The organism is Pantoea sp. B270, assembly GCF_018726825.1.
GTDB lineage: Bacteria > Pseudomonadota > Gammaproteobacteria > Enterobacterales > Enterobacteriaceae > Pantoea > Pantoea dispersa.
The window spans coordinates 3,172,318-3,187,957 of record NZ_JAHCSX010000001.1; the positions used below are offsets into that span (position 1 = coordinate 3,172,318).

Here is a 15,640-nt window from a genome sequence, read left to right on the forward strand (position 1 = left end):
GCGATCACGCCAGGTGCGCACGGATACGCCCCCTGCATGCTGTGTGAATGATGACAGCTAAATCAGCGACGTACCGCGATGGCTTCGATCTCAATCTTCACGTCTTTCGGCAGACGCGCCACTTCCACGCAGGAGCGCGCCGGGAAGCTGGCCTGATGCTCGGTGAAAAACGCTTCATAGGTGGCGTTGACCGTGGCGAAATCGTTCAGGTCTTTGACGAACACGGTGGTCTTCACAATGTCGCCCACCTGCAGGCCAGCGGCCAGCACAATCGCCTTCACATTCTCGAGCGATTGACGCGCCTGCGCGGCGATATCGTCCGGAACCGCACCGGTGGCCGGATCGACCGGGATCTGGCCGGAGGTGATGATCATGCTGCCGAGATCCACGCCCTGGACGTACGGGCCAATCGCTGCCGGGGCTTTTTCAGTACTGATTTCGCGAGACATTGTTTCTCCTTAGGCATGCGCGGCGAACCCTTGCCCGCCGCGAAAATGTTCGCCCCATTATAGGGAGGAAACGGGCGATTACCAGTGACCGAGCACCACGTGGCGCGCGAACTCTTTCTCGCAGTATTTACACTTCAGGTGCACATCGTCATCGCGCTGCTTCACCGCAAAGCTGGAGAACACCGGCTCGCTGCGGCTGATGCAGTTGCCGTTGGGGCAGGTCAGCACGCGCTCGATGCGTTCCGGCAGCGTTGGTGCGATCTTCGCCACCACTTCATACTCGTCAATGCGATTCACCGTGGCGTGCGGCGCGTACACCGCCAGCTGATTGATCTGATCATCGGTCAGAAAAGTATTTTCGATTTTGATCAGATCCTTACGTCCCATCTCGCCCGACGGCAGATTAAGGCCGATGGTGATGCGCTGATCGGTTTCAGTGAGGCGGAACAGTGACAGTAACTTAAAGCCGACCTGCGCCGGAATATGGTCGATCACCGTGCCGCGTTTGATGGCTTCAACCTGCAATTTGTTATCGTGGGTCATCGTTCTGCTCCTTACAGTGCCAGTTCGCTATTCAGTACCAGCGCCAGCAGGGCCTGGCGGGCATAGATGCCGTTGCCGGCCTGCTGGAAATACCAGGCGTGCGGCGTGCTGTCGACATCGGTGGTGATCTCATCAATGCGCGGCAGCGGATGCAGCACCTTCATGTTATCGCGCGCACCGGCCAGGTCGGCCGCCCGCAGGATGAACTGCGCTTTCACGTTGGCATACTCTGAGGGATCGAGACGCTCTTTCTGTACGCGCGTCATGTAGAGAATATCCAGCTCCGGCATCACTTCTTCGATGCTGTCGTGGCGCGACCAGGCAATGTTCTGTTCATCCAGCATATCGGTGATGTAGGACGGCATCGCCAGTGCATCCGGTGCGATGAAGTAGAAGCGGTTGCCGCTGAACTTCGCCAGCGCCTGGGTCAGCGAATGCACGGTGCGGCCATATTTCAGGTCGCCGACCATCGCCACGTTGAGGTTATCGAGGCGGCTCTGGGTTTCCCGGATGGTGAACAGATCGAGCAGCGTCTGCGTCGGGTGCTGGTTGGCGCCGTCGCCGGCGTTAAGGATCGGCACGCCGCCCGAAAACTCCGTGGCCAGCCGCGCCGCCCCTTCCTGCGGATGACGCATCACGATGGCATCCACATAGGTGCCAATCACCGAGATGGTATCGGCCAGGGTTTCCCCTTTTTTGCCCAGCGAGGTGTTGCTGCCGTCGGCAAATCCCACCACCGACGCGCCCAGCCGGTGCATCGCGGTTTCAAACGACAGGCGGGTGCGCGTTGAGGCCTCAAAGAAGCAGCTGGCGATAACGTTGTGTTTCAGCAGCTCCGGCTGCGGATGGGCTTTCAGCTGGGCGGCGGTATGCAGCACCAGCTCCAGCTCATCGCGGTTGAGGTCGTTGATGGAAATAATGTGCTTGCGATATAGCGGGTTGGCCATAGCTCTCTCCTCTGCGCTGCCGGATTGCGGACAAAAAAAAGCCCCTTTACAGGGGCTTTCTGGCGATCGATGAATGACGGAAAGAAACAGGTGCGCCGCCTGCATTCAGGCGTACGGGAGCGGCAAATTGTGCGCTGCGCTGTTGCATGTTTCCTCCGGCAAATTGTGGCGCATTATACGCATTCACTGAGCCGCATCAAGCAGAAATCACGCGCGAGGTAAACGTTTGCGCCGTGCAGGCTTAGCGCTGACTCAGCGTCGCCACCATCACCGCTTTAATGGTGTGCATGCGGTTTTCCGCCTGGTCAAACACCACGCTATGGTCGGATTCAAACACCTCGTTGCTGACTTCCATGCCGTCGTGCAGACCATACTGTTCGGCCATCTGCCGTCCGAGCGTGGTTTGGTCATCATGAAACGCGGGCAGGCAGTGCAGGAATTTCACTTGCGGATTGCCGGTCAGCGCCAGCATCGCGCTGTTCACCTGATAGGGACGCAGCAGGGCGATACGTTCTTCCCACACCGATTTCGCTTCGCCCATCGATACCCAGACGTCGGTATAGATAAAATCAGCACCCTGCATGCCTTCGGCAATCTCTTCTGTCAGGGTGATTTTGCCGCCGGTGTGCTGCGCTGCCGCGCGGCACTGCGCCACCAGCTCCTCTTCTGGCCAGCAGCCTTTCGGTGCCACCAGCCGCAGATCCAGCCCCACCAGCGCCGCCGCTTCCAGCATACTGTTGCCCATGTTGTTGCGCGCATCGCCGACGTACACCAGCGTCATCTCGTTCAGCGCTTTGCCCGGCAGATGCTCCTGCATGGTTAGCAGGTCAGCCAGCAACTGCGTCGGATGGAACTCGGTGGTCAGGCCATTCCACACCGGCACGCCGGCATGTTCGGCCAGCGTCTCTACCAGCGCCTGGCCGTAGCCGCGATACTGGATGCCGTCATACATGCGTCCCAGTACGCGCGCGGTATCTTTCATCGACTCTTTATGGCCGATCTGGCTGCCACTCGGACCGAGATAGGTGACGTTAGCGCCCTGATCGTAGGCGGCAACTTCGAAAGAGCATCGGGTACGGGTCGAGTCTTTTTCGAAGATGAGCGCGATGTTTTTGCCTTTCAGGTACTGGGTTTCGCTGGCGTTTTTCTTTGCCTGTTTTAATTCACTGGCGAGTGATAACAAACCGGTGATTTCGGCTGGGGTGAAATCCAGCAATCTCAGGAAATGTCTCGAATACAGCTGACTCATACTGCGCTCCGCATTACATCAATAATGAATTAAAATTCAATCTAACCGTATGAATATGCATTTTCAACCCCAGCGATAAGAAACTTTCTGTTTTGTGTAGTGGCGCGCGAGGCAGTGTGGGAAAATAATTGCATTCACTGCCACCATTTTGAGGACACGCCCATGGCATACGAAGCATTGCTGGAAGAACAGCGCGAAGAGACGCGCCTGATCATTGAAGAGTTGCTGGAAGACGGCAGCGATCCGGATGCGCTTTACACCATCGAGCATCATCTCTCCTGCAACAACTTCGACTCGCTGGAAAAGGCCGCGGTTGACGCGTTCAAGCTGGGCTATGAAGTCACCGAGCCGGAAGAGCTGGAGCTGGAAGACGGCAGCACCGTGATGTGCGTCGACATCCTGAGCGAATCGGCGCTGAAGCCGGAGCTGATTGACGCGCAGGTCGAGCAGCTGGTGAATCTGGTCGGGAAATACAACGTCGATTACGACGGCTGGGGCACTTACTTTGAAGATCCGGATGCCGAAGATGAAGACGACGGCGAAGAGATCGACGACGAAGACGATGACGGTGTACGTCACTAAGCCCTGACGGGCGGCACATGCCGCCCGGTAATTTTCCTGCCAGCAAAGAATCTCCGATGAATTACGCTTCGCTATTAGACCCCATTCACCAGTTTTTACAGTGCCGCACGCCGCAGGCGTGGATTGATGAAGCGCGCAAGCCGGAAAATCTTACGCTGCTGCTTACCGATCACATGGTATGCGAGTTGAAAGCGGCGCAGACCGCAGTGTGGCTGATCCGCAAATACGTCGCGGATAAACCCAGTGGTGACGCGATTCTGGCGTGGCTGCAGCCGTACGAAGATTTTATTTTCGGCGAGAATCACGACAGCGATTTCATCAATGCCCACAAGAATCTCAGCAAAAGCATCATTGTGCGCAATGAACTGCCGTGGGCTGATGAGATGGTGGAAAAGATGGTGCTGCTGATCAAAGAAGAGCTGCACCACTTTTATCAGGTGTGGGAAATCATGCAGGCGCGCGGTTTGCCCTATCGCAAGATCACCGCCAGCCGCTACGCCAAAGGGCTGCTGCGTGAAGTGACCACCCATGAACCGGATACGCTGGTGGATAAACTGATTTGCGGGGCGTATATCGAAGCGCGTTCCTGCGAGCGCTTCGCCAGCCTGGCGCCGTACCTGGATGCGCAGCTGGAGAAGTTTTACATCTCACTGCTGCGTTCCGAAGCGCGCCACTATCAGGATTACCTGACGCTGGCGGCACAGATTTCACCGAAGGATATCGCGCCGCGCGTGCGGGCGATTGGGGCAGCAGAAGCGCGCTTGATCAGCGAACCGGACGCTGAGCTGCGCTTTCACAGCGGCGTGCCAGCGTTTTGATTTGGTGCGCGCGGCGAAACTTCCTGACCCAGCCTTCAGGCGTTGTCTTACTACCCTCTTTAGCTTCGCATACCCTCTGTATAAAGACGCTGGGGGTAGTAATTAAGCAGTGAGTCATTAAAGACTTATAAATACCATGGAAGCAGGAATGAATTTGCCCGATCAGATCTTCGCGGCGCGCTGATGGCCCCAGGTCAGGTAGTAGACATCATAAAAATCCACTTCTCCTTTCTGCTGCATCAGGCGATCGATGCCGCTGCGCACGCGCTCGGGCGTGCCCGGATTCTCCAGGATCTTGTCCAGCGCCTGCTGTGAGACCGGCTGCACGTAATACCACTCGCCGTTGTAGCACACGCGCAGATCCAGCGTATCGATGTCCTCGAAGCGGTATTTCGGGTTGATGTCGAGCAGCATCAGAAAACTCATCACCAGCACGAACACCGTGGCGAACCAGAAGGCCGGCCAGCCGAGCATCTCGGTCGAGAAAATCAGCGCCACGCACAGGCCGTAGCACAGGTACATCACGCCCCACAGCCCCGGATGGGTTTTCAGGAAGTTAAAGCTAAAACGCGGCAGATTATCGCGCCGCTCTTCGCGGTTGAGCGTGTCGATTTCATCGATCAGAATTTGTTTAATCGCGTCCATTATTCACCTCTGAATATCACTGCCTGCCAGTAAACCACATAACAGTGAAGGGCGGCAGAGACAGATCAGCGGTGTTTTTTTATAACAGTTTTCCGTAACGCATCAGCTTACCTGCCCGACAATCTGCAGATTGGCATCGTCCGGCACCTCGTTATACGACAGCACATTCAGCCCGCTGGCGAACAGCCGGGCGTAGCGCGCAATCAGCGGCCGCAGCTGCGGCGTCACCAGCAGCACCTGCGTCAGGTTCTGCGCTTTCAGCTGCTCCATCATCACCGGCAGCGTGCTCTGCAGCTGGGTGAGAATGTTGGGATCGACCGGGAAACTGTCCAGCGCCACTTTGCCGCCCTGCTGCGCCTGATTGAGCGCAGCCAGCAGCAGGTTTTCCAGGCTGTTATCCAGCGTATAGGCCGACAACGGTTTGTTGTCCGGCGCAATCGCCGCCACCATGGCGCGGCGCAGCGCGTAGCGCACATCGGAGGTCAGCAGGATCGGATCTTTAGTGATCGCCACGCTCTCCAGCAGCGTGGTGGCAATGGTGGTGATGTCCTTGAGCGATACCTGATCGTTGAGCAGCAGACGATACACCTTGAGCTGCAGACTGTAGTTCACTGCGGCGTTGAGATCCTCTGACAGCTTCGGCGCCACGCTCGCCAGCCGCTGATGCAGCTGAGTAATATCATCGTAATTAAACAGCTCCGGCAGGTTTTCGCGCACCACTTTGTTGACGTGCGTGGCCACCACGCTGGCGCAGTCGACTACCTGATAACCCAGATTCAGCGCTTTGGCTTTCTGCTCCGGCAGGATCCAGGTCACCGCCATACCGTACGCGGGATCGGTATCCAGCAGGCCGTCGATCTCACCGTACTGATCCGGCGTCGGCAGCGCCATCAGGCGGTCGGCGTGGACTTCGCCCACGGCAGTGCGGACGCCGTTGATTTTAATTGCGTACTGCGACGGTTTTAAGTGGAAATCCTCACGCAGGGCGATCTCCGGCAGCAGCACGCCGCTGGTTTCTGACACCACCTGACGCACACCGCGCATACGCTGGGTCAGCGGCGCGCCTTTGCCTTTGTCCACCAGCGTGACCAGCTTGTAGCCCAGGTTAAGGCCGATGGGCTCGACCAGCGGAATATTGTCCCAGCTGATGGTCGGCTGTTCCTCCGGCTGCGCCAGCGCCTGATTGATCGCCTCCATGTCGACATGGCTTTGCGTCGGCTTCTGCACCACGCGGCTCTGGCGCCACGCGGCGAACAGCAGCAGGGCGGTGAAGACGAGGAACACCATGTGCGGCATGCCCGGCACAATCGCCAGCACAAACATCACGCCCGCAGCGGTATACAGCGTGGCCGGTTTCGCCAGCAGCTGCGACTTCACTTCCTCGCCCATGTCAGCGCCGTCGCTGATACGCGTCACGATGATCGCCGCCGCCGTCGACAGCAACAGCGACGGGATCTGCGCCACCAGACCGTCACCGATGGTCAGCAGCACATACTGTTCGAACGCCTGGCCGGCCGGTAAACCGTGTTTGAATACGCCGATCAGGATGCCGCCCAGTACGTTGATCAGCAGGATCATGATGCCGGCGACGGCGTCACCGCGCACAAACTTGGAGGCACCGTCCATCGCGCCGTAGAAGTCCGCTTCGTTGGCCACATCCTGACGCCGCACGCGCGCCTGTTCCTGATTGATCAGCCCGGCGTTAAGATCGGCGTCGATCGCCATCTGTTTGCCCGGCAGCGCGTCGAGGGTAAAGCGCGCCGACACTTCAGAAATACGCTCAGCCCCTTTGGTCACCACCACAAAGTTGATCATTAAACGCGGCAGCAGGAAAGCGCATCACGGGGCTCACGGCGGCGCATGGAAGGTGGCCTTTGCCGACTTCACGCTGGCGATGATGGCGCTGTTTATGGTGCTGTGGATCATGGGCGCCGTCACCGAAGACGAGCGTAAGGAGATTGTCGCGCAGCTCAACGGCACCTCGGTGTTTAACGGTTCCGGCTTTAATCCGTTCGATGTCGAAACCGGACGCGGCTCCGCCATCATTGGTGAAACGCTGGCGATTGCGCCGCCGACCGAGGGCGCCACCGTCAGTGACACCAGCGCGGAAAACAGCGACAACAACGCCAATCAGCCTAAGGAAGATCTGGACAGCGTGCTGTCGCGCTCTGACGCCGAGCTGGCGCAGCTGCGTCAGCAGATCCAGAGCATCATCAACAGCTATCACGCCCAGAACCTGCTGACGCTGGAAACCCTGCCGCAGGGGCTGCGTATCCTGATTCAGGATGACCAGGATCGCATGATGTTTCCGCGCGGCAGCGCGGTGCTGACGCCGTTTTATCAGCGCCTGCTGACCGAACTTGGTCCGGTGTTTAACCGCATCGACAACAAAATCATGATCAGCGGCCACACCGACGCCGCACAGTACAGCGGCAACGCGGCGTACAACAACTGGAATCTCTCCGGTGACCGTGCGCTGGCGGCGCGGCGCGCGCTGGAGCGCGGCGGGCTGGAAAGCACGCGCGTGCTGCAGGTGAATGCCATGTCGTCCCGTATGCCGCTCGACAAAGCCGATCCGCTCAGCGCACGTAACCGCCGCATTGAAATCATGGTGCTCACCGAGGCGGCAGCCGAGACGCTGTTTCAGTTTTATGGTCGCGAAGGGGAGAACGTGGTGAAACCCATCGCTGACCGCCTGCGATAACCTGTCAGTGCCTTTGAATCAACTGTTGATTCTACCGGTGGCGAAATCCACCGGTTTTTTTTGCCTGTTTTTTGCTGCGGCAGACGCCGGGTAAACGAGGCGCGCCACGGCATGCCACGAAATGTTAAATATGTTAATAAGTAATTTGGCTTTAGTAAGCTAAATCATTCTTTTATGTGAATTTTGCCGGTGTGCGCACATTGCAATGCCCGGTGGCTTTGCCACAATTAGGCAACGTGGCTATCCGGAGAAAGAGTATGTCTGCCCAATCTTCCAGTCTGCTGTTACTGATGTCTTTCGCCGCCGGTACCTTTTCCGCGGGATCGTCAGGTAACCCGCAGCATTTAATGTTATCGCTGCCGTCCGGCGGTGTACCCAATAATCCGCTGCCGCTGATCATCTGGCCGTGCGTGGTACCGGAAGAGGAGGAGGACAGCGCGGCCTGGTTTGAAAAAACCTTTAGCGCCAGCGGCTGGCCTGCGGCGTGGCGCGCGCCGATTTTTCCTTACACCCACTATCATCCCAATACCCATGAGGTACTGGGCGTCGGCGCGGGCTGGGCGGAAGTGCTGTTTGGCGGCGACAGCGGCCGCATGGTGACGCTGCGTGAGGGGGATGCGGTGCTGATCCCGGCCGGCGTGGGCCATAAACAGGTGTTTGCCTCCGACGACTTTTTCACCGTTGGCGCCTATCCTGAAGGAATGTCACCGGAAACCGTGCGCGACGAACCCTCCCGGCTGCGCGCGTCGAAAGAGCAGATCCAGCGTGTGCCGCTGCCGGATCGCGATCCGTTTACCGGCGGCGAAGGAGCAATGACCGAAATCTGGCTGCCAGTGGCGCAGCAGCTGATGCACCAGTAAGGTGCAATGCAACGATTATCCGGCGCGGCTCCGCTTTCGGGGCGCGCGTGCCGTTGCGGCGGCGGGCCTCTGGCACACTTTGTGCAGGAGAGAAGTCAGGTCCTCTGACAAGCGCCGGGTAAATCATGAAAGCACGCGACCAGATAGCATCAACCTTCTACGATGAGATGTTGCAGAGCGACGGTCAGCACCGCGCTCACTATCAGCATTACTGGGAATGGTTACAACAGGCGGACAAAGAGGCGGTGGCGCGTAAACGTGAAGAGGCAGAACTGCTGTTTCATCGCGTTGGCATCACCTTCAACGTCTACGGTGACGACGGCGGTGCCGAGCGGCTGATTCCGTTCGACAGCGTGCCGCGCATCATTCCTGCCAGCGAGTGGGCGATGCTGGAACGCGGCATCCGCCAGCGCGTTCAGGCGCTCAACGCCTTCCTGCACGATATCTACCATCAGCAATATATTCTCAAAGCCGGCATCGTGCCGGCCGAGCAGGTGCTGGTTAACGATCAGTATCAGCCCTGTATGCAGGATGTCGATCTGCATCGCCAGATCTACGCGCACATTACCGGTGTCGATATGGTACGCAACAGCGACGGTAACTATTACGTGCTGGAGGATAATCTGCGCACGCCATCCGGCGTCTCTTACATGCTGGAAAACCGCAAAATGATGATGCGCCTCTATCCGGAGCTGTTTGCCGCGCAGCATATCGCGCCGGTGGAGCGTTACCCGTCGCACCTGTTGCAGACGCTGCGCGAAAGCTCGCCGGTTAACGATCCGGTGGTGGTGGTGCTGACACCGGGACGTTTCAACAGCGCCTACTTCGAACACAGCTTTCTCGCCCAGCAGATGGGCGTGGAGCTGGTGGAGAGCGCCGATCTGTTCGTCAAAGACGGCGCGGTGCTGATGCGTACCACCGCCGGGCCGTGCAAAGTGGATGTGATCTATCGCCGCGTGGATGACGCCTTTCTCGATCCGCTCGCCTTCCGGCCGGACTCCATGCTCGGCGTGCCGGGATTACTGTCGGTATACCGATCCGGCAATGTGGTGCTGGCCAATGCGATCGGCACCGGCGTCGCCGATGACAAGTCGATCTACCCGTACGTGCCGGAGATGATCCGCTACTACCTTGATGAAGATCCGATCCTCAACAATGTGCCCACCTGGCAGTGCCGCAAGCCGCAGGATCTGAGCTACGTGCTGGCCAATCTGGCGCAGATGGTGGTGAAAGAGGTGCACGGTGCCGGCGGTTACGGCATGTTGATTGGTCCGGTCGCCAGTCAGCAGCAGCTGAGTGAGTTCCGCGAACGGCTGCTGGCGCGGCCGGACAATTACATCGCGCAGGATACGCTGTCGCTCTCCACCTGCCCGACCTTTATCGACAACGGTCTGGCGCCGCGCCATATCGATCTGCGGCCTTTTGCGCTGTACGGCGCGGATATCCGGCTGGTGCCGGGCGGCCTGACGCGCGTGGCGCTGACCGAAGGCTCGCTGGTGGTGAACTCGTCGCAGGGCGGCGGCACCAAGGACACCTGGGTGCTGGAGGATGACACATCATGCTAAGCCGGACGGCCAGTGGCCTTTATTGGATGGCGCGCTATCTGGAGCGCGCAGAACAACTTGCCCGGGTATTGGATGTGACCCATCGCCTGTCGCTGATGCCGGTGCGCAATCGCCAGGGCGACGAACTGCTGTTGCCGCTCAACCTGACCGGCACGCGTCAGCTGTTTGAAACCCTCAACGGGCGCTGCACCATGCCGCAGCTGTTCAACTTCTTCGCGCTGGATGAGCGTAACCCGAGCAGTATTTTCAGCTGCTGGCAGGCGGCGTGGAATAACGCGCACGCGGTGCGCGGCAGCCTCTCATCCGAAGTGTGGGAGAGCATTAACTCGACGTGGATTGAGATGCGCAACACGCGCCGCCGCGGCATCTCGCCGGCCGGTGCCGACAGCTTCTTCGACTGGGTGAAAGAGCGTTCGCATCTGTTTCGCGGCGCGATGTCCGGCACGCTGCTGCGCGGCGATGCGCTGCGTTTTATCCGGCTTGGCACGCTGATGGAGCGCAGCGACGGCACCGCGCGGCTGCTGAGCGTTAACCAGCAGCTGCTGGAGCAGCATCCCGACACGGTACGGGAATATTACTGCCTCGACAGCCTGCTGCGCGCGGTGTCGGCGCGCGAGGCCTACAACGCCATCTTTAAGCAGCAACTGATGCCGCCGCTGGTCAACGAAATGCTGATCCTGCGCAGCGAAAGTCCGCGCTCGCTGCACTCCTGCATTGAAGAGATCGCCAGCCAGCTGGAGCAGATTGGCAGCAGCGGCGAGGATCGCCCGCGCTATCTCAGTACGGTCCTGCTGGCGGAGATGCGCTTCAGCACCTGGGAGAGCCTGACGCGCGACGGCCTGCAGCCGTGGCTGGACCATTTTCTCAGCCGCATCAACGCGCTGGCGGAGAGCATCAATCACACCTATCTGGAGGCGAAATGAGACTGAACATTGAGCATAAAACCTGGTACGCCTATGAGCAGCAGGTAAAACTCAGCACCCAGTATCTGCGCCTGACGCCGCAGAATTCGGTGCACCAGCAGGTGCTGTCGTGGCAGCTCGATCTGCCGTGTGAGGCGACGCGCACGCTGGATGCTTACGGCAACGTGCTGCACGTGCTGACGCTGGACAGGCCGCATCAGTTGCTGGAGATTGCCGCGCGCGGCGTGGTCGAGATTCTGGATGCCAGCGAGCTGGCGCCGGATCCGCAGTCGACGCTGTCGCCGCTGGTGTTTCTGCGCGCCACGCCGCTGACCCAGCCGGACGGGGCAATCCGCGACTTCGCCCGGCGTTACTGGCAGGCGGAGAAACCGCTCGCCAGCCTGGAAAAACTGATGGACGAGCTGCTGCTGAAAATGCCGTACCAGCCCGGCAGCACGCAGGTAAGCGACAGCGCGGCGAAAGTGTTTGCTGCCGGCAGCGGCGTTTGCCAGGATCACAGCCACGTGTTTCTCGCCTGCTGTCGCAGCCTGGGGATCCCGGCGCGCTACGTCAGTGGCTATCTGTATACTGACAACGTTGAACACGTTGCTACCCACGCCTGGGTTGAAGCCTGGCTGGATGGCAGTTGGCACAGCTTTGATATCACCAATAACACGCGCAGTACGCGGCAGCATTTGAGGCTGGCGGTGGGCGTCGACTATCTCGATGCCTGTCCGGTGCGCGGCATTCGTCTGGGCGGCGGCGGTGAAGATATGCTGGCGGTGGCTGCGGTGCAACAGGTGCACGGGCAGCAGTAATCGGAACAGGCGTAACTATGACTTATTGTGTGGCAATGCGTTTATCGGCCGGGATGATTTTTGTCTCGGATTCACGCACCAATGCGGGCGTGGATCATATCTCCTCGTTTCGCAAACTGCATGTGTTTCAGGTGGACGATGAGCGCACGCTGGTGCTGCAAAGCGCCGGCAATCTGGCGACGACGCAGAGCGTGATGAGCCTGCTGCGGCGCAACTGCAACGACAGCGAGCAACCCAATCTGCTCAACGGGCGTTCGCTGTACGACATTGCGCTGCTGGTGGGCGCCACGCTGCGTGAAGTGATTGCGCGCGACGGCGAGGAGTTTGGCGGCACGCTGCTGCTGGGCGGGCAGATTCGCGGCGAAGAGCCGCGGCTGTTCCAGATCTATCCGCAGGGCAACTTTATCGAAGCCAGCGTCGACACGCCGTACTTCCAGATTGGTGAGAGTAAATACGGTAAGCCAATAATTGATCGCGTGCTGCGCTATGAGACCTCGCTCAGCCAGGCGATGCAGTGTGCGCTGATCTCCATGGATTCGACGCTGGCGAGTAACATCTCCGTCGGCCTGCCGCTCGACGCGATGGTTTACCACAGCGACAGCTTTAGCGACAGCGAGCAGTACCACATCACCGAACAGCATCCCTACTTTTCCCAGATCCGCCAGCTGTGGAGTAAAGGGTTGCTGAGCGTGTTCTCTCAGCTGCCGCCGCTCAAGCTCTGACCTGCTGCCCGGTCGTCACGCTGGCGGACCGGGCCGGGTTTGACTCACACCAGCTCATTGGCGCGCGCCGCCGTATTAATTCCGCTAATCCCTTTCAGGCCGAGCTTACGCAGAATTTTAATTTTATAAGTGCTGATGGTTTTACTGCTCAGCTGTAATTGTGAGGCGATCTCTTTATTACTCATCCCGGAGGCCAGTTTCACCAGCACAATCAATTCGCGGCGCGTTAAACTCATCAATTTCTCGCTTTCAATCAGCTCGGCGGCATCCGCCGCACTGTGCGTGACCGGATAAAAACGTTTTCCGCGCTCGACTTCTTTTATTGCTGTCAATAAAGTTTCCAAATCGCCGCGTTTACACACATAGCCTTCTACCCCTAACTGCAGGCAACAGCGTTGATAAAACAGGCTTTCTGAGGCGGTAAAAACAATGATTTTTTGCTGCGGCAAAATACGTTTAATGTCGGCAATCAGCGGAATGCCCGCGCGGCCGGGCATGGTCAAGTCCAGCAGCACCACGTCTGGCTGCGCATGATGTAATTCGCTAATCAATAAATCGCCTTTGTTGGCAATGCCCGCAACCGAATAGTCATAAGCGTGCAGCAGTGCCTGAATACCCGCACAGATTAATGGGTGGTCATCAACTATAAATACCGAATGAATCATATGTGTAGTCCAAAAATAAACAAAAAAAGAATGCAAGGAATAAACACCGATGAAAATTCATTAGCAGAGGTGTGACCAGATTAATTCACGGGTCTTAAGAATAAGATTTAAGTCCTGTCTGGAAAATTCTCATTTAAGGTTAAATTGACTTTTTTATGCGCCAGCACAAAGCGCGCCGATACTTTTTCCTGTCCGCATCTGCCGTGGTCATAAATCTGAAAACAAGCCGTTTTAACGTCAGGGGGAATAAACCGCTGCGTATAAAAAGGTGCACCATGTTTTCCGTTGATCAGCTTCTCAATACTTACTGGCCAGGCCAGCAGCCAGCGCACTGGCAGAAAAGCCTGCTGAAGTGGGCGGTGCGTGAACAGGAGTTTCAGGACTTTGCCCAGCGCTATCCGCATCTGAAAGGGGTGGATATGGTGGAGCAGGTGCTGGAACACCTGGATGTGCGCTGTGAGCTCAGCGAACGCGACCTTGAACAGATCCCGACGCACGGGCCGGTGGTGATCGTCGCCAACCATCCGCTTGGCGCGCTGGACGGCCTGGCGCTGCTGGCGGCGGTATCGCAGGTGCGGCGCGACGTGAAAATCGTTGCCAACCGCATGCTGATGATGCTGGAGCCCATCAACAACCTGATGCTGCCGGTGGATAACATGGGCAACCGCACCAGCCGCGAGCAGCTGACGCGCATGCAGCAGCATCTCGACAACCAGGGCGCGCTAATTATCTTCCCGGCCGGTGAAGTCTCGCGCCTGTCGAGCCGCGGCGTGCGCGATCGCCACTGGCACCACAGTTTTCTGCGCCTCGCCGCCCGCGCCCGCGCGCCGCTGGTGCCGGTGCACGTGGTAGGACGTAACAGCCTGGCGTTTTATGCCGCGGCGAAGGTGGCGGCACCGCTGGCGCTGCTGATGCTGGTGCGCGAAATGTTCCGCCAGCGCGGCACGCGCATCAAACTGCATATCGGCGAGCAGATTCCCTTCGCCAACTGGCACGATGGCCATACGCCGGGCAAAGAGCTGGCGAAGCGGCTGCGCAAGCATCTGTACCGCATCGGTCAGGGACGGCGCGGTCTGTTTCTTACCGAAGCCGCCATCGCCCGCCCGGAAGATCGCGCTGAGCTGAAAAAAGCGTTGCTGGAGAGTGAACGGCTCGGGACGCTGCCGGACGGCAAACAGATTTACCTGTGGCGGCGCAACGGGGCCAGCTGGGTGCCGCTGCTGCGTGAACTGGGCCGGCTGCGCGAAATCGCCTTCCGCGCGGTGGGCGAGGGCAGTGGCCGGCGGCGCGATCTCGACAAGTATGACGATGATTACTATCACCTGATTTTATGGGATGACGAGGCGCTGGAGATTGTCGGGGCCTACCGCTTTATTCCGGGCGCCGAGCAGCTGGCGCGGCGCGGGCTGCAGGGCATCTACAGCGACAGCCTGTTCCACTATGACGAGCGCATGCTGCCGATTATTCAGCAGGGGCTGGAGCTGGGACGCAGCTTCATTCAGCCGGCCTACTGGGGCAAGCGCGGGCTGGATTATTTATGGATGGGCATTGGCGCTTACATTGCGCGCTATCCGCAGACGCGCTACCTGTTTGGCCCGGTATCAATCTCCGGCACCATGCCGCTGGCGGCGCGCGATCTGCTGGTGGCGTTTTACCGTCTCTACTTTCCGACCGACCTGCCGCTGGCGAAGTCGCGCCGCCCTTATCCGGCGTCGCTGCCGGAGGTGCTGGCGCAGTTCACCGGCGATAACTATGCCGACGATTTGCGGCGTCTCAAGCATTTGCTGGCTAATCTCGGTACCGCGATTCCGACGCTGTACAAACAGTATTCGGAAGTGTGCGAGCCGGGCGGCGTGCAGTTTATCGATTTCGGCAGCGATCCGGATTTCAATCACTGCATTGATGGTCTGGTGCTGGTCGATCTGTCTCGCGTGAAACCCGCGCGTTATGAGCGCTATATCGGCATGCATTTAACCTGAACGCGCCAGATGACGTCAGTTAATGCCACCTGACAGCACGCCGCCGGAGAATCTCCGCGCGGCGTGCTGTCAACTTTGCGCAATAAATCCACTATCCCACTGAACATTTTCTCGCCACTGCCGATAACCACACTACCAACTTTTGTCTGCGGATGATTTGCGCTTGTAAGCGATGCGCTTTTGCGTTTAAGT

General features: G+C 58.7%; 15 protein-coding genes and 1 pseudogene. 9 read left to right on the top strand and 7 right to left on the bottom strand.

The window, feature by feature from the left end; all coding sequences use genetic code 11:
* Positions 1-62: 62 nt before the first annotated feature.
* The 4 genes from ridA to argF all read right to left on the bottom strand — a co-directional run bounded on the left by ridA (position 63) and on the right by argF (position 3,188).
* Positions 63-449: a 2-iminobutanoate/2-iminopropanoate deaminase gene (ridA, locus tag KOL70_RS15040; RefSeq protein WP_010615965.1), complete on the bottom strand. Its 387-nt coding sequence runs from the start codon at positions 447-449 to the stop codon at positions 63-65.
* A 78-nt stretch (positions 450-527) separates the two neighbouring features.
* Positions 528-992, bottom strand: coding sequence for an aspartate carbamoyltransferase regulatory subunit (pyrI, locus tag KOL70_RS15045; RefSeq protein WP_010615964.1), 465 nt, complete (start codon positions 990-992; stop codon positions 528-530).
* A gap of 11 nt (positions 993-1,003) precedes the next feature.
* Positions 1,004-1,939 carry an aspartate carbamoyltransferase gene (gene pyrB / locus KOL70_RS15050; RefSeq protein WP_058770675.1) on the bottom strand — a complete coding sequence of 312 codons (936 nt, stop codon included), beginning with the start codon at positions 1,937-1,939 and terminating at the stop codon, positions 1,004-1,006.
* Between the two features lie 241 nt (positions 1,940-2,180).
* Positions 2,181-3,188, bottom strand: coding sequence for an ornithine carbamoyltransferase (argF, locus tag KOL70_RS15055; protein WP_215480838.1), 1,008 nt, complete (start codon positions 3,186-3,188; stop codon positions 2,181-2,183).
* A gap of 162 nt (positions 3,189-3,350) precedes the next feature.
* On the opposite strand from argF, the gene rraB reads away from it, so the two are divergent.
* Both rraB and KOL70_RS15065 read left to right on the top strand, forming a co-directional pair.
* A complete protein-coding gene (gene rraB / locus KOL70_RS15060; RefSeq protein ID WP_010615961.1) occupies positions 3,351-3,770 on the top strand; it encodes a ribonuclease E inhibitor RraB in 420 nt (139 codons plus the stop codon).
* A gap of 56 nt (positions 3,771-3,826) precedes the next feature.
* Positions 3,827-4,588: a tRNA-(ms[2]io[6]A)-hydroxylase gene (locus tag KOL70_RS15065; protein WP_088516037.1), complete on the top strand. Its 762-nt coding sequence runs from the start codon at positions 3,827-3,829 to the stop codon at positions 4,586-4,588.
* 162 nt (positions 4,589-4,750) lie between these two features.
* Here KOL70_RS15065 and KOL70_RS15070 read toward each other — a convergent pair whose 3' ends face one another.
* Positions 4,751-5,233 carry a YlaC family protein gene (locus KOL70_RS15070; protein WP_021507677.1) on the bottom strand — a complete coding sequence of 161 codons (483 nt, stop codon included), beginning with the start codon at positions 5,231-5,233 and terminating at the stop codon, positions 4,751-4,753.
* A gap of 102 nt (positions 5,234-5,335) precedes the next feature.
* A pseudogene (locus tag KOL70_RS15075) lies at positions 5,336-7,051 on the bottom strand (flagellar biosynthesis protein FlhA); the annotation flags it as partial.
* On the opposite strand from KOL70_RS15075, the gene lafU reads away from it, so the two are divergent.
* The 6 genes from lafU to KOL70_RS15105 all read left to right on the top strand — a co-directional run bounded on the left by lafU (position 7,023) and on the right by KOL70_RS15105 (position 12,804).
* Entirely contained in the window at positions 7,023-7,937 is a 915-nt protein-coding gene (gene lafU / locus KOL70_RS15080) for a putative lateral flagellar export/assembly protein LafU (protein ID WP_088516086.1), read from the top strand. The pseudogene KOL70_RS15075 and the gene lafU overlap by 29 nt on opposite strands.
* 257 nt (positions 7,938-8,194) lie before the next feature.
* Positions 8,195-8,797 carry a hypothetical protein gene (locus tag KOL70_RS15085; RefSeq protein WP_021507674.1) on the top strand — a complete coding sequence of 201 codons (603 nt, stop codon included), beginning with the start codon at positions 8,195-8,197 and terminating at the stop codon, positions 8,795-8,797.
* Between the two features lie 125 nt (positions 8,798-8,922).
* Complete coding sequence (locus KOL70_RS15090; RefSeq protein ID WP_132465900.1) at positions 8,923-10,362, top strand: circularly permuted type 2 ATP-grasp protein; 1,440 nt, start codon at positions 8,923-8,925, stop codon at positions 10,360-10,362.
* Positions 10,356-11,285, top strand: a complete 930-nt coding sequence (locus tag KOL70_RS15095) for an alpha-E domain-containing protein (RefSeq protein ID WP_021507672.1) — start codon at positions 10,356-10,358, stop codon at positions 11,283-11,285. The genes KOL70_RS15090 and KOL70_RS15095 overlap by 7 nt, the downstream gene beginning before the upstream one ends.
* Positions 11,282-12,082, top strand: coding sequence for a transglutaminase family protein (locus KOL70_RS15100; protein ID WP_058759558.1), 801 nt, complete (start codon positions 11,282-11,284; stop codon positions 12,080-12,082). The genes KOL70_RS15095 and KOL70_RS15100 overlap by 4 nt, the downstream gene beginning before the upstream one ends.
* A 17-nt stretch (positions 12,083-12,099) precedes the next feature.
* Positions 12,100-12,804 carry a proteasome-type protease gene (locus KOL70_RS15105; protein WP_031279727.1) on the top strand — a complete coding sequence of 235 codons (705 nt, stop codon included), beginning with the start codon at positions 12,100-12,102 and terminating at the stop codon, positions 12,802-12,804.
* A 44-nt stretch (positions 12,805-12,848) separates the two neighbouring features.
* Here the strand turns inward: KOL70_RS15105 and KOL70_RS15110 are convergent, their stop codons facing one another.
* A complete protein-coding gene (locus KOL70_RS15110) occupies positions 12,849-13,505 on the bottom strand; it encodes a response regulator transcription factor (protein ID WP_230201028.1) in 657 nt (218 codons plus the stop codon).
* 239 nt (positions 13,506-13,744) lie between these two features.
* Here KOL70_RS15110 and KOL70_RS15115 point away from each other — a divergent pair, with 239 nt between their 5' ends.
* Positions 13,745-15,448 carry a lysophospholipid acyltransferase family protein gene (locus tag KOL70_RS15115; protein WP_021507668.1) on the top strand — a complete coding sequence of 568 codons (1,704 nt, stop codon included), beginning with the start codon at positions 13,745-13,747 and terminating at the stop codon, positions 15,446-15,448.
* Positions 15,449-15,640: the final 192 nt, after the last annotated feature.

Coding starts and splice junctions, on each gene's coding strand:
- KOL70_RS15115 (WP_021507668.1), top strand. CDS start 13,745: ATGTTTTCCGTTGATCAGCTTCTCAATACTTACTGGCCAGGCCAGCAG.
- rraB (WP_010615961.1), top strand. CDS start 3,351: ATGGCATACGAAGCATTGCTGGAAGAACAGCGCGAAGAGACGCGCCTG.
- KOL70_RS15095 (WP_021507672.1), top strand. CDS start 10,356: ATGCTAAGCCGGACGGCCAGTGGCCTTTATTGGATGGCGCGCTATCTG.
- KOL70_RS15090 (WP_132465900.1), top strand. CDS start 8,923: ATGAAAGCACGCGACCAGATAGCATCAACCTTCTACGATGAGATGTTG.
- ridA (WP_010615965.1), bottom strand. CDS start 449: ATGTCTCGCGAAATCAGTACTGAAAAAGCCCCGGCAGCGATTGGCCCG.
- pyrI (WP_010615964.1), bottom strand. CDS start 992: ATGACCCACGATAACAAATTGCAGGTTGAAGCCATCAAACGCGGCACG.
- KOL70_RS15085 (WP_021507674.1), top strand. CDS start 8,195: ATGTCTGCCCAATCTTCCAGTCTGCTGTTACTGATGTCTTTCGCCGCC.
- KOL70_RS15070 (WP_021507677.1), bottom strand. CDS start 5,233: ATGGACGCGATTAAACAAATTCTGATCGATGAAATCGACACGCTCAAC.
- KOL70_RS15100 (WP_058759558.1), top strand. CDS start 11,282: ATGAGACTGAACATTGAGCATAAAACCTGGTACGCCTATGAGCAGCAG.
- argF (WP_215480838.1), bottom strand. CDS start 3,188: ATGAGTCAGCTGTATTCGAGACATTTCCTGAGATTGCTGGATTTCACC.
- pyrB (WP_058770675.1), bottom strand. CDS start 1,939: ATGGCCAACCCGCTATATCGCAAGCACATTATTTCCATCAACGACCTC.
- KOL70_RS15105 (WP_031279727.1), top strand. CDS start 12,100: ATGACTTATTGTGTGGCAATGCGTTTATCGGCCGGGATGATTTTTGTC.
- KOL70_RS15065 (WP_088516037.1), top strand. CDS start 3,827: ATGAATTACGCTTCGCTATTAGACCCCATTCACCAGTTTTTACAGTGC.